The organism is Dickeya oryzae, assembly GCF_009372235.1.
GTDB lineage: Bacteria > Pseudomonadota > Gammaproteobacteria > Enterobacterales > Enterobacteriaceae > Dickeya > Dickeya oryzae.
Map to the genome: position 1 here is coordinate 272,817 of NZ_SULL01000006.1, position 13,953 is coordinate 286,769.

Consider the following 13,953-nt stretch of genomic DNA (forward strand, 5'->3'; position numbering starts at 1 on the left):
AAAGAGTGTAACTATGTCTCACAAAGTATGGGTAATGGGTGATGCAGTGGTCGATCTCATTCCAGAAGGCGAAGACCGCTATCTGAAATGCCCGGGTGGTGCCCCTGCCAATGTTGCCGTAGGCGTTGCCCGATTGGGCGGCCACAGCGGCTTTATCGGCCGTGTCGGTGACGATGCATTTGGTCACTTCCTGCGAGATGTACTGGCTCGTGAGCAGGTGGACATCCGCCACATGCGGCCGGATACGGAGCATCGCACCTCCACGGTGGTGGTCAGTCTGGATGCACAAGGCGAGCGTACTTTCACTTTTATGGTGCGCCCAAGTGCTGACTTGTTCCTTCAACCCACTGATCTGCCTGAATTTAAACAAAGTGAATGGCTGCACCTGTGTTCTATCGCGCTGTCTCGCGAGCCCTCACGCAGCACGGCGATCGACGCGATACACCGAATACGCGCAGCACAAGGCTGGGTGAGTTTTGACCCGAATATCCGCGTCGATTTATGGAGTAGCGAGCAGGCGCTGAGGGAGAGCCTGGATCAGGTGCTGGCGCTGGCGGATGTGGTCAAGCTGTCACAAGAGGAATTTGTATTTCTGAGCGGCAGCGATGATATCCGCCAGGGTAGCAGCACGTTAATGGCCCGCTACCCTATCAAGCGATTGCTGATTACTCAGGGCGGCGACGGCGTCTGGCTGCATGACGGCCACCAGTTGCACCACTTTCTGGCGCAGCGCGTCACCCCCATCGACACCACCGGTGCCGGTGATGCCTTCGTTGCCGGTATGCTCGCAGCACTGGCTGGTTACGATAGCCTGTATCAGGTTGATGACTGGGACGCCGTACTGGCGCAGGCACAACGCTGCGGTGCACTGGCAACGACCGCCAAAGGCGCGATGACCGCCCTGCCCTTCACTCATCAGCTCACTTCCGCGTTATAGCGCCACCGAGACCGTTCCCGACAACCATACTTCGCCGTCGGGAATAGGTTTTGTTGTCACGATCACAGTTAGCACAGCAAGAAAACAAAATTCCTTGTCAATTTGTGCCCTCCCCATTTAGCTTTCTTTGCATAACCGGTTTAGCAATTTAGCAAAACAAAAAAATCATCTTACCATCCAAGGGAACCTACCATGATAAAGCCAGGTTATCTTGCCGCCGCCGTGGGTGTTGCACTCTGTGCCTCTCCCGTATTGGCAGCGTCTTCTGACAGCATCGAAGCGCGTCTGAACGCGCTGGAACAACGCTTATTACAGGCAGAGCAACGCGCTAGACAGGCAGAAGCCCGTGCCGATGCCGCCGAAAAACAAGCAAAACAACTGGCGGCACGCACAGCGCAGGTTGAACAGAAAGCCCAACAGGTGGAACAAACCACCCAGCAGGTCGCTCAGCAGACCCAACAGGTGGCGGCACGTGCTACTCAAAATGAGCAGCAGACCCAGCAGGTGGCGCAGAAAACCGACGCACTGGCGAATAAGCGCAGTATTGCCGATGGGTTTCAATTCCACGCTTATGCCCGTTCCGGTCTGGCCATTCACAACTCCACCACCAGTTCGAAAGCGGATATCGGGCCGGGCATGACGCCCGCTGGTGAAACTGGCGGTAATGTGGGTCGTCTGGGTAACGAAGATGACACCTATCTGGAGCTGAAACTGGAGCACCGCACCAAACTGGACAACGGTGCCACCACCCGTTTCAAAGTGATGATGGCAGACGGCCAGCGTAGCTATAACGACTGGACCGCCGCCACCAGCCAGTTCAATGTGCGTGAAGCCTTTGTGGAACTGGGATCGTTGCCAACGTTCACCGGTGCATTCAAAGACACCACATTGTGGGCGGGTAAACGCTTTGACCGCGATAATTTCGACATCCACTGGATCGATTCTGACGTGGTCTTTCTGGCGGGAACCGGCGGCGGTATTTACGACGTCAAACCGGTCGATGGCTGGAAAACCAATCTCTCGTTATATGGCCGCAGCCTCGGCGAAATCACCGCGCTGGATAACGAAATCCAGAACTATATCGTCACCAGCAATAATTTCGTCGGCCCATTCCAGTTCATGCTGAGTGGCCTGCGCGCACGCAACAACGACGTGAAGGAAAATACCGGGCGCAATAACGGCAACAATGTCACCAACACCAACGCCGGTGACAGCGGCTATCACGCACTGGTCGCCTGGCACGGTGATAGTTTCTATGGCCTGCGTGACGGCACATCCAAAGTGGCGTTGCTCTACGGCCACGGCTTGGGCGGTGAAGTGAAAGCCATCGGCTCCGACGGCAACCTGACCCAAAACGCCAATACCTGGCGTCTGGCAACCTACGGCACTACCCCGCTGAATCACACCTGGAGCTTCGCCCCGGCAATTTTGGCACAAAGCAGTAAAGATCGTTATGTTCAGGGCGATGACTACCGTTGGGTGACCTTTAATGCGCGCTTCATTCAGGAAATCACCGAAAATTTCGCGCTAGCATATGAAGGCAGCTATCAATATATGAATCTGGATCCTCAGGGATACTTATCACGTAATCAGGTAAGCGGCGGATTTTACAAGCTGACGTTCGCCCCGACGTTCAAAGTGGGTGATATCGCCAATTTATTAAGCCGTCCGGAACTGCGCGTCTACGCCAGTTACATGGACTGGGATAAACGACTGGATCGTTATAGTAGCAACGATGCGTTCGGCTCCACCGGTTTCAAATCCGGTGGCCAATGGACCTTCGGCGTTCAGATGGAAACCTGGTTCTGACAGTGAAGGCTACCGTCACCGACATGACACATAAAAGTCGGTGGCGGTAAGACGCCTGCCTGTTATTGATAAATGAGGAATATTATGGACATTCGTGCCATTGCGGTATCACTACTCCCCTTGCTGGGCGGCAGGGAAAATATCGCCAGCGCCGCGCACTGCGCCACCCGTCTGCGGTTGGTGCTTAACGACGACAGCCTGGCGGACAAAGCCGCCATTGAATGCGTCGAGGGTGTTAAAGGCTGCTTCCAGAACGCCGGTCAGATGCAGGTTATCTTTGGCTCCGGGCTGGTGAACAAGGTTTACGCCGAATTCATCACTGTCGCTGGTATCAGTGAAGCCAGCACCAGCGAAGCGGCCACGCTGGCAGCGCAAAAGCTCAATCCACTGCAGCGTCTGGCTCGGTTGCTGTCGAATATTTTCGTTCCGATCATCCCGGCGATTGTCGCCTCCGGCCTGCTGATGGGCCTGCTCGGTATGATCAAGACCTATGGCTGGGTGGATGCCGGTAGCGCCATTTTCGTGATGCTGGACATGTTCAGTTCCGCCGCGTTCATCATTCTGCCAATCCTGATAGGGTTTACCGCCGCACGCGAATTTGGCGGTAACCCTTATCTGGGCGCGACGCTGGGTGGCATTCTCACCCACCCAGCGCTCACCAACGCCTGGGGCGTGGCAGGCGGCTTCAAGACCATGCATTTGTTTGGTCTGGAATTCGCGATGATCGGCTATCAGGGCACCGTATTCCCGGTGTTGCTGGCGGTATGGTTCATGAGCCTGGTGGAAAAGCGCCTGCGTAAAGTGGTGCCAAACGCGCTGGATATCATCGTCACGCCGTTCCTGACCGTGATCATCTCCGGTTTCGTCGCCATGCTGGTTATCGGCCCAGCGGGCCGCATGTTAGGTGACGGTATTTCCTTCGTGCTGAGTACGCTGATTACTCATGCAGGCTGGCTGGCCGGGTTGCTGTTTGGTGGGCTTTATTCCGCCATCGTCATTACTGGCGTACACCACAGCTTCCATGCTATCGAAGCCGGGTTGTTGGGCAACCCTGCCATTGGCGTCAATTTCCTGTTGCCTATCTGGGCAATGGCGAATGTGGCGCAGGGCGGTGCCTGTCTGGCGGTATATTTCAAAACCCGCGACGCCAAAATTCGGGCTATCGCCGTGCCGTCAGCGTTGTCCTGCCTGCTCGGTATTACCGAAGCAGCAATCTTCGGGATTAACCTGCGCTTCATCAAACCGTTCCTGGCCGGGCTGTCGGGTGGCGCGTTGGGGGGAGCCTGGGTCGTTGCCAATCACGTCAACATGACGGCAGTCGGGCTGACCGGTATCCCAGGACTGGCTATCGTGCAGGCAGGGTCTATCCTGAACTATTTGATTGGTATGGTGATAGCCTTTGGCGCCGCCTTCCTCATTTCCCTGTTGCTAAAATACAAAACGGATAACGCATAATGAAGGAAATCCATCTGGTAAAACGCATGGCGTGTGCCCTGATGTCTGCCTCCACCAAACAGACTTATGATCCGCACCGGCCACAGTGGCATCTGTCGCCCCCCGTCGGATTGCTGAACGACCCCAATGGGTTCATCCAGCATAAAGGGCGTTACCATCTGTTTTATCAGTGGAATCCGCTTGCCTGTGCTCATGGTGCCAAATTCTGGGGGCACTGGAGCTCGGCGGACCTGGTGCACTGGCGTCATGAGCCGGTGGCGCTGGTACCGGCTGAAAGCTATGAAAGTCATGGCTGTTATTCCGGTTCCGCCGTGGCAGACAACGATACCCTGACGCTTATCTACACCGGCAATGTGAAATACGATAACGGCACACGCACGGCGTACCAATGTCTGGCACGCGCTAACGAAGAGGGCGAATTCGATAAATTCGGCCCGGTGCTGCCATTACCGGACGGGTACACCGGTCATGTGCGCGACCCGAAAGTCTGGCGCTATCAGGACAGTTGGTACATGGTGCTGGGCGCACAGGATCTGGATTTGCAAGGCAAAGTGCTGTTGTACCGGTCGCCTGACCTGCTGCAATGGCAGGCGCTGGGCGAAATCGCCGGTTCTCGCCTCAATGGACTGGGCGACTTCGGTTACATGTGGGAATGCCCGGATTTGTTCACGCTGGAAAACCGTGAGGTGTTGATCTGTTGTCCGCAAGGGTTGCCCGCTGAAGAAGAGCGTTATCTGAATACCTATCAGTCCGGTTATTTCGTTGGTTCGCTCGATTATGACAACGCCCGTTTCCCTCATCAGGCGTTCCATGAGCTGGATCTGGGCTTCGAATTTTACGCGCCGCAGACCACGCAAAGCGAAGATGGTCGTCGGTTGCTGTTCGGCTGGATGGGCGTACCGGATCAGAACGAGTTTTTCCAGCCAACACTCTCTCACGGCTGGATCCACACCATGACCTGTCCGCGTGAGCTAACGCTCTGCAATGACCGCGTGTATCAACAACCCGCACGCGAGCTGCAAAGCCTGCGTCATCTGGAACATCTGTGGCAGGGCGTCGCCGATTATGCGCCCACCTTGCCCGCCAGCAGCACAGAGCTGGGGCTGGACACACAAGGCGAATTTCAGATCAATTTTGCCGACATTCTGGTGCTATGTTGGGACGGCGAGCGCCTGACATTAAGCCGCCGTAATCGTCGTACCAACGAGCCAGAACACCGTTACTGGCATGAAGGCAAGCTGCACCATCTGCAAATTCTGTGCGACCGTTCCAGTGTGGAAATCTTTATCAACCACGGCCAGGCGGTGATGTCATCACGCTACTTCCCCACCAGCGACGCGATGGTGCATTTTAGTGGTTCCGGGCGCATCACGTTGCGGCACTGGTTGTTGGCAACGTGCGTGATAGAATGAGTTTCCTTTTCATGCCGTTAGCGGCCATGGCGTTCTAAAGATATTACGGTGAAACCAACCAAACGCGTCACAATCAGCGACATCGCGCGACTGGCAGGGGTATCAAAATCCACTGCCAGTCTGGTTCTCAATGGCCGCAGCAAAGAGTTCCGTGTTTCGGACGAAACCCGTGATCGGGTGCTGGCGCTGGCGCAACAGCAGCGCTATCAACCGAGCATTCATGCTCGCTCGTTACGTTCGAGCCGCAGCAACACGCTGGGGTTGGTGGTGCCGGAAATGACCAACTACGGTTTCGCGGTCATTTCCCGTGAACTGGAATGTCTGTGCCGGGAAGCCGGGTTACAGCTCCTGATCGCCTGTACTGATGAGAACGCCAGTCAGGAAATGATGGCGGTCAACAGCCTGATTCAGCGTCAGGTGGATGGCCTTATCGTCGCGTCCAGTATGCTGAGCGACGCCGAATACCAGAAGATTAACCAGCAGTTACCGGTATTGCAGTTCGACCGGGTGATTGGTGATTCAACCCTGCCGATGGTGGTGTCTGAAGCGGTGGAGTCCACCGCTACGCTGGTGGAAAACATCGCCCGTCAGCATCAGGACGAGTTCTATTTTATCGGCGGGCAATCGCGCATATCACCGACCCGTGATCGGCTGGCCGGTTTCCAGCTTGGGCTGGAGCGCGCCGGTGTGACGTGCAACCCGGAGTGGATTATCCACGGCCACTACCATTCCAGCGCCGGTTATGAAATGTTCGCACAGTTATGCGCCCGTCTGGGTCGCCCCCCACGCGCTTTATTTACCGCGGCCTGCGGCCTGCTGGAAGGGGTGCTACGCTACCTGAATCAACACAACCTGATGGACTGCGATATGCGGTTGTGCAGCTTTGACGATCACTACCTGTTCGACTGTCTGCCGATGAAAATCGATACCGTAGCGCAGGATTGTGAAACGCTGGCGCGCAACAGCTTTGAGATGATCAACGCGCTGATTGAAGGGCAACCGCTCGCGGAAAGCCGCGTGTACGTGCCGACCCGGCTGCACTGGCGTCACCCCGACTCCCGCGCCTGAATACGGCATCGACCATCACGCCCGGTGAGGTTTTTCGCCAATAAAAAAACCGTCCACCAATAAAAAAACCTTTCACCAATAAAAAACCACCGTTTGCGCGGTGGTTCTTTATTGGTAGTTCGATGCTATTAGTACCCCGTTTATCAGCGTACTTTCTCCGCCCCCACCAGGCCGATTTTGAGATACCCGGCATCACGCAACGAGTCCATCACCCGCATCAGGGTTTCATAATCCACGCTTTTATCTGCCTGGAAAAAGACAGTGGTGTCTTTATTACCTTGTGTTTTGATTTCCAGCGCCTGCGCCAGCGTCGCTTCGGTTACCGCATCGTCACCCAAATACAACTGCTTATCCGCCTTCACCGTCAAAAACACCGGCTTTTGCGGGCGTGGCTGCGGCGTGGCGCTGGACGCAGGCAGGTTAACGCGCACGTCTACTGTCGCCAGCGGTGCCGCAACCATAAAGATGATTAACAACACCAACATGACATCGATAAACGGCGTCACGTTAATGTCGTGCATTTCACCGTTTTCACTCTGCCCGTCGTTCAGATGCATCGCCATCGACTTACCCTACCCGCAGTTGGTGCGCCGGTGAAGGAGAAGGCTTGCCGACGCTGGCAGCAATATCCAGATCGCGGCTTTGCAGCAATAGAATCTGTGCGGCCACATCGCCAACCATCGCCTTGTAGCTGGCCGTCCAGCGTGCAAACACGTTGTAAATCACCACCGCAGGGATTGCCGCCACCAACCCGATGGCGGTCGCCAGCAGTGCTTCGGCGATACCGGGGGCTACTACTGCCAGATTGGTCGTCTGCGATTGGGCAATGCCAATGAAGCTATTCATGATGCCCCACACCGTACCAAACAGACCGATAAACGGTGCGATAGCGCCGACGGTCGCCAGATAACCGGTTCCGCGTCCCATTTGACGCCCGGTTGCGGCAACACGGCGCTCAAAGCGAAACGCAGTACGTTCTTTGATGCCACCGTTGTCGTCAGAGCGTTCGGACAGTTCCTGCTCATTGCGGGCATCCGTCAGCAGTTGTAGCGACACGCTACCCGGTTTGAACACCGCCGCGATATCCGCCGCATCATCCAGTGTGCGGGCGTCTTCCAGTGCCTGATATTCACGGCGGATGCGCTTTTTCGCCCCCATCAGGCTCGCGCTCTTACTGAAAAAAATCGCCCAGGTGACCACGGATGCCAGTAACAGGCCAATCATTACCGTTTTTACCACGACATCAGCGTGCTGATACATGCCCAGAACGGACAAGTCGGAATTCATCAGGCCACCGACCGCACCCGTCGGTGGCAGTACCGACGGCGTAGCAACAGCCGATGCCGTATCCGCCGCAACTGACGCCGGTGCGGCCAGCGTGCGCCCCGTTATTCCCAACAACGCAAACGCCATCAGGCGATACATCACGCCCCCGAACACCCCGACAGACTTACGCCAGACCGATGACGCCCGTAGGTCACTCTTCTTCTCAGCCGTATACACGCTGTGCCTCCACCCTCATGCTTACACCACCGTAATCTGGCGAAAATGATACCAAACCTGAAATTAATTGATAGTCGTTCTCATTATTATTTGCGTATTGATGACCTTCGCTATTCGAGATACCCCTGTCCAGACTCGCTGCCGTGCCGTGTGACTCCTGTGCCATCCTGAGACATCTTCATCCAGATAAGAAAAGCCGCCCCCTGCCCCCCCAGCCGTGATAACGTACAAGGATGAACGCAAGGAATGTTTGAGCTACAGGTAACGCCGAATGACGAGTAAAAAAATCGCCACCACGCTGGTGGCCGCAGGGCGCAGCAAACGCGTCACCCAGGGTGCGGTAAACCCGGTTATCCAACGTGCTTCTTCATTGATATTCGATAGCGTACAAGAGAAACATCACGCCGCCGTTAACCGGACCCAAGGTGCCTTGTTTTATGGCCGCCGCGGCACGCTGACCCATTTCGCGTTTCAGGATGCGATGACAGAACTGGAAGGCGGCGCAGGCTGTGCGCTCTACCCCTGTGGTGCTGCCGCGATAGCCAACGCCATTACCTCGTTTGTCTCAGCAGGCGATCATCTTTTGGTTACCGGCTCAGCCTATGAACCAACGCAGGATTTTTGTAACAAAGTGCTGAGTCGGATGAACATCAGCACGACCTTTTTTGATCCCATGATAGGCGGTGATATCGCCAGCCTGATCCAACCCAACACCCGTGTGGTCTTCCTGGAATCGCCCGGCTCCATCACCATGGAAGTGCATGATGTGCCAGCGATTGTCGCGGCGGTTCGTCGCGTTAACCCGGATATTGTCATCATGATCGACAACACCTGGGCTGCCGGTGTGTTGTTCCGTCCGCTTGATCTTGGCGTGGATATTTCGATCCAGTCCGGCACCAAATATATCGTCGGCCATTCCGATGCGATGATCGGTACCGCCGTTGCCAACGCACGTTGCTGGGATCAATTGCGCGAACAATCCTACCTGATGGGACAGATGGCTGACGCAGACAGCGCCTATCTGGCCAGCCGTGGACTGCGCACACTCGGTGTCAGATTGCAGCAGCATCAGGAAAACGGCCTGCGCGTAGCACGCTGGCTGGCGCAGCGTCCGGAAGTCGCGACAGTCAATCACCCTGCACTGCCCGGCTGTAAAGGGCATGAATTTTTCGTGCGGGATTTTAGCGGCAGTAACGGCCTGTTCTCGTTTGTGCTAAAAGAAACACTCAGTCGCCAACAACTGGCCCATTACCTTGATCATTTCAGCCACTTCCGTATGGCTTACTCCTGGGGTGGCTTCGAATCATTGATTCTGGCGAACCAACCGCAAGAACTGGCGGCGATTCGTCCGACAGGTGGCGTCGACGTGACCGGTACGCTGGTTCGACTGCACATCGGTCTGGAAGATGTTGAGGACCTGGAAGCCGATTTGGAAGCCGGCTTTAGGAGATTGCAGGAAATGTGACGCCATTATCCCTCTGGCCCCGTGAAGCTGCTGTGGTAAGTCAGGCAAAGCGTATATGATGAGCAGTTACAACGATGACAAAACGTTTACCTTTTTTACCCTATCCTGATGCTCGTATTTTGAAGCTCAGCGCACGCAGTGTATTTACGCGGCCACAGGGTTTATAGCAAAACCAGACAGGATGCAATATGAGTGTTGTTCATGAAATAATACGGGCGCTGTGGCAGCAGGACTTCAGCGTCCTGTCCGATCCACAGGTAATATGGGTGATCTATGGCATGCTTTTTACCACCCTGTTTCTGGAAAATGGCCTGCTCCCCGCATCCTTTTTGCCAGGTGATAGCCTGCTATTGCTGACTGGTGCGATGGTCGCCAAAGGCGTAATGAACTTCCTTCCTGCCACGGTGTTATTGACGATAGCGGCAAGCCTTGGCTGCTGGTTAAGCTACCTGCAAGGGCGCTGGCTGGGCGACACCCAGTTGGTGAAGAAATGGCTGCATCAGTTACCCGCTCACTACCACCAGCGCACTCACAATTTGTTCCACCAGCATGGGCTGTCCGCACTGTTGGTAGGCCGTTTTCTGGCGTTTGTCCGCACCCTGCTACCCACCATCGCTGGGATCTCCGGGTTCAGCAGCACCCGCTTTCAGATTTTCAACTGGCTCAGTGGTTTTCTGTGGGTCAGCGGTATCATCACGATGGGTTATGCGCTCAACCAGATTCCACTGGTCAAACGTTATGAAGATCAGTTCATGGCCGTATTGTGTATCCTGCCGCTGGTGCTGCTGGTGAGTGGGCTGGTGGGAATGCTGTTGGTATTGTGGCGTAAAAGACGGGCCATGGCCTGAAACTCACCAGAAATCTTATCTATCCCCATTAATTCCCTGAGTGGGCGGGCATACCGCCCACTCGGTTTAATTACTCTCAACCACCTCAGCGCCTGAACGCAAGCGAGCGACCTCATCGCCCGGTGTTGCACCAAAAAAGCGCTTAAACTCCCGACTGAACTGAGAAGGGCTTTCATAACCGACCCGCATTGACGCTGCATTCGCTTTCAACCCGTCATGCACCATTAGCAAACGCGCCTTATGCAACCGATAAGACTTCAGATACTGTACCGGTGACGTATTGGTGACAGTTTTGAAGTTATGGTGAAACGCTGACACACTCATGTTCACTTCCATAGCCAGCCGCTCTACACTCAAATTATCCGCGTAATGGTTTTCGATATAGCGCAGCGCACGGGCAATCTGGCTGAAATGGCTATAGCGGTTCATCAATGCCTGTAGTGAATCACCGCGCGGCCCGCACAGCACGTAATAAAGGATTTCACGCACAATCCACGGCCCCAGTACCCTCGCGTCGCGGGCATTTTCCATCGTTTCCAGCAACCGCTCTGTCGCACACAGGATGGCCTCGTTCAACGGTACGCTGTTGATACCGGCGGCTTCAGGCCGCCGTTTCTCGCCCGCGTTGTCATCGCCCATCTCAATCAGCAGATCTTGCAGCATTGGGATATCCACCCGAATGGAAATCCCCACCAGCGGGTTTTCCGGGCTGGCAAAATTTTCACACTCGAACGGCATCGGCACCGTCATCAGCAGGTAATTGTCAGGGCCATACTGAAAGACTTTGTCCCCCACATACCCCACTTTATGTCCCTGAAAAATGATCACGATACACGGGTCGTACAACACCGGAGCCCGCGCCGTATGTCGATCGGCATAAATCACCCTCACCTGCTCAATCGGTGTCTGGCTGACGCCACTGCCGCGGGTGTGCGGCATCGCCAGTTTGACCAGACGCTGGCGTGAATCGAGGTTCTGCATAATATTTATCTCTTACTGACAACGGAAATAAAGTGACATAGATAGGCAGCAGAATCACCCTTTTCTCCTGAATTTTGCAGAAACGGGCAATACACAGCGAGAAATAAGCATTGCTGGAGTACCGGGAGAAGCCGAGAATGAAGTCCATCACCACACCATCATGGTCAGCATGGTTTATCCTCTGCCATGTATCCCCTGAGTCATTCACGTTGCAGGACAAAACACGGCGGCCCGCAAGGCAACATCAGTTACGGGCCGGTACTCAAGCCAACGCCGCAGCAACCTGAAAGACGACGGGAATATAAAAGGAATCCGCATGAATCACACTATTGAGCTACTTAAACAGCACCGTAGCGAGCGCAGTTACCTGGATAAACCTATCCCGGAAGAGGTGCTGTCCGCCATTATCGACAGTGCACATCTGGCACCCACCTCGGTAAATTCGCAGCAGGTTTCCATCGTCGTCGTCCGCGATCCGGCACGCCGCGCTCGTATCGCTGAACTGGCGGGCGGGCAGTCCTGGATTGCGCAGGCGCCGGTATTCCTCACGCTGGTGCTGGATATGCACAAAAGCGCAACCGGCATTGCTATGAGCGGCAATACCCAACATGCGCACGAAAGTGTTGAAAGCATTATTTCCGGCGCGACCGATGTGGGCATTGCGCTGGGTACGTTGATCGCCGCAGCGCATTCCTTTGGTCTGGGCATCGTGCCGATAGGCGGTGTGCGCCGTAATCCACAAGCGATGATCGACCTGTTGGAACTGCCAGCACTGACGTTTCCGGTGGCAGGGCTGGTCCTGGGTTATGTCGACAGCCCTGCGCACCAAAAACCACGCCTGCCGCTGGAAACCTTCCGTCATGAAGAGGTTTACCATACCGAACCGCTGGCCGCTGCCATTGAACAATACAACCACACTCTGATGAACCACTGGAAGCAAACGGGACGCAGCGATGGCGAGGCCTGGGGGAGTAATACCGCCAGCTACTATCAACGCGTCTATTACCCCTATGTCCTGCCTGCGCTGTTACAGCAAGGTTTTAAACTGGATCAGTAACATTTATCCGGGTCAATCATGCCTCGGTGGCCCGGCAACCCTCTATCAAGGAACGTACCATGCAGAACTTTACGCTTCACACCCCGACTAAAATCCTGTTCGGCGAAGGGCAAATCGCGGCTCTGGCCGACCAAATCCCCGCTGACGCCCGCATTCTTATCACCTACGGCGGCGGCAGCATCAAGAAAAACGGCGTACTCGACCAGGTCATTAACGCGCTGAAAGGCCGTAACGTCGTGGAGTTCTCAGGTATTGAGCCTAACCCCACCTACGAAACGCTCATGAAAGCGGTTGAGATAGTGCGCAAGGAAAACATCGACTTTCTGTTGGCGGTCGGTGGTGGTTCGGTTGCCGATGGCACCAAGTTCATCGCGGCAGCGGTGAACTACAAGGCAGCCGAAGACCCGTGGCATATTCTGCAAACCTGGGGAGCACACGTAGAAAACGCCCTCCCTCTGGGTGTGGTGCTGACGTTGCCTGCAACCGGTTCCGAATCCAACAACAGTGCGGTTATTACCCGTAAGAGCACCGGCGACAAACAAGTGTTCATGAACCCGCTGGTATGCCCACGCTTTGCCGTGCTTGACCCGGTCGTGACCTATACCCTACCTGAACGTCAGATTGCCAACGGCGTGGTCGATGCCTTCGTCCATACCGTCGAGCAGTATCTGACCTACCCGGTTGACGCCAAAGTTCAGGACCGCTTCGCCGAAGGGCTGTTGCTGACGTTGATCGAAGAAGGCCCACGTGCCCTCAAAGAGCAGCATAACTACAATGTTCGTGCCAACGTGATGTGGAGTGCCACCATGGCGCTCAACGGCCTGATTGGCGCAGGGGTGCCGCAAGACTGGTCAACCCATTGCTTGGGCCATGAAATCACGGCGATGCACGAACTGGACCATGCGCAGACGCTGGCTATCGTACTCCCGGCGATGCTCAATGAACGCCGTGTCCAGAAGCGTGAGAAATTGCTGCAATACGCTGATCGTGTGTGGAACCTGCGTGACGGTTCAGAAGACCAGCGTATTGATGGTGCGATCGCCGCCACCCGCGCCTTCTTCGAGCAAATGGGCGTACCGACTCGTCTGTCAGACTACCAGTTAGACGGCAGCTCTATTCCGGCGTTGGTCGCGAAGCTCGAAGAGCACGGCATGACAGCGTTGGGCGAACACAAAGACATCACGCTGGACATCAGCAAACGCGTGTACGAAGCAGCCCGCTAATCCCCCAGACTGACTTTTCGACTACACTTGAGACAGTGCCGCGACAGGCGTGCTGGCACTGTCTTGAATGAAAGATCATTTTGGTGTGAAAACAGTCCCGATACGCCGCCGTTCTGGCGGCGTTGTTGTCTCATCGCTACCTTGCCGCCATGCCGCCAGAATCCTCCACGGCCGGGCGCTGGAGGCGCACAATAA

At 55.5% G+C, this 13,953-nt stretch carries 12 protein-coding genes; 9 read left to right on the forward strand and 3 right to left on the reverse strand.

What is annotated here, in order from left to right:
- Positions 1-13: 13 nt before the first annotated feature.
- The 5 genes from FAZ14_RS13150 (at position 14) to FAZ14_RS13170 (ending at position 6,681) form a co-directional block, all read left to right on the forward strand.
- Positions 14-937 carry an aminoimidazole riboside kinase gene (locus tag FAZ14_RS13150; RefSeq protein WP_016943052.1) on the forward strand — a complete coding sequence of 308 codons (924 nt, stop codon included), beginning with the start codon at positions 14-16 and terminating at the stop codon, positions 935-937.
- Between the two features lie 192 nt (positions 938-1,129).
- Positions 1,130-2,746, forward strand: coding sequence for a carbohydrate porin (locus tag FAZ14_RS13155; protein WP_016943053.1), 1,617 nt, complete (start codon positions 1,130-1,132; stop codon positions 2,744-2,746).
- An 84-nt stretch (positions 2,747-2,830) separates the two neighbouring features.
- The gene (locus FAZ14_RS13160) at positions 2,831-4,201 is read left to right on the forward strand and encodes a sucrose-specific PTS transporter subunit IIBC (RefSeq protein WP_016943054.1); all 1,371 of its coding nucleotides are present in this window, start codon (positions 2,831-2,833) and stop codon (positions 4,199-4,201) included.
- A complete protein-coding gene (locus FAZ14_RS13165) occupies positions 4,201-5,613 on the forward strand; it encodes a glycoside hydrolase family 32 protein (protein ID WP_153508681.1) in 1,413 nt (470 codons plus the stop codon). The genes FAZ14_RS13160 and FAZ14_RS13165 overlap by 1 nt, the downstream gene beginning before the upstream one ends.
- Before the next feature lie 48 nt (positions 5,614-5,661).
- On the forward strand, positions 5,662-6,681 hold the full coding sequence (locus FAZ14_RS13170; protein WP_016943056.1) for a substrate-binding domain-containing protein: 1,020 nt from the start codon (positions 5,662-5,664) through the stop codon (positions 6,679-6,681).
- Between the two features lie 143 nt (positions 6,682-6,824).
- On the opposite strand, the gene exbD is transcribed toward FAZ14_RS13170, so the two are convergent.
- Together exbD and exbB are read right to left on the reverse strand one after the other, a co-directional pair.
- Positions 6,825-7,244 (reverse strand): TonB system transport protein ExbD, encoded by a 420-nt coding sequence (gene exbD / locus FAZ14_RS13175; protein ID WP_012883090.1) that lies wholly within the window; start codon positions 7,242-7,244, stop codon positions 6,825-6,827.
- 4 nt (positions 7,245-7,248) lie between these two features.
- Positions 7,249-7,968: a tol-pal system-associated acyl-CoA thioesterase gene (gene exbB / locus FAZ14_RS13180; protein WP_029456536.1), complete on the reverse strand. Its 720-nt coding sequence runs from the start codon at positions 7,966-7,968 to the stop codon at positions 7,249-7,251.
- A gap of 487 nt (positions 7,969-8,455) precedes the next feature.
- Between exbB and metC the strand changes: the two genes are divergently transcribed.
- On the forward strand, positions 8,456-9,649 hold the full coding sequence (metC, locus tag FAZ14_RS13185) for a cystathionine beta-lyase (protein ID WP_153508682.1): 1,194 nt from the start codon (positions 8,456-8,458) through the stop codon (positions 9,647-9,649).
- Between the two features lie 188 nt (positions 9,650-9,837).
- Positions 9,838-10,497 carry a DedA family protein gene (locus tag FAZ14_RS13190; RefSeq protein ID WP_016943059.1) on the forward strand — a complete coding sequence of 220 codons (660 nt, stop codon included), beginning with the start codon at positions 9,838-9,840 and terminating at the stop codon, positions 10,495-10,497.
- A 66-nt stretch (positions 10,498-10,563) separates the two neighbouring features.
- Here the strand turns inward: FAZ14_RS13190 and FAZ14_RS13195 are convergent, their stop codons facing one another.
- Complete coding sequence (locus tag FAZ14_RS13195) at positions 10,564-11,478, reverse strand: AraC family transcriptional regulator (protein ID WP_029456537.1); 915 nt, start codon at positions 11,476-11,478, stop codon at positions 10,564-10,566.
- 316 nt (positions 11,479-11,794) lie between these two features.
- Here FAZ14_RS13195 and FAZ14_RS13200 point away from each other — a divergent pair, with 316 nt between their 5' ends.
- Both FAZ14_RS13200 and yqhD read left to right on the forward strand, forming a co-directional pair.
- Positions 11,795-12,535 (forward strand): NADPH-dependent oxidoreductase, encoded by a 741-nt coding sequence (locus FAZ14_RS13200; protein ID WP_038925967.1) that lies wholly within the window; start codon positions 11,795-11,797, stop codon positions 12,533-12,535.
- Positions 12,536-12,594: 59 nt separating this feature from the next.
- Positions 12,595-13,758, forward strand: a complete 1,164-nt coding sequence (gene yqhD, locus FAZ14_RS13205; protein ID WP_016943061.1) for an alcohol dehydrogenase — start codon at positions 12,595-12,597, stop codon at positions 13,756-13,758.
- Positions 13,759-13,953 lie beyond the last annotated feature (195 nt).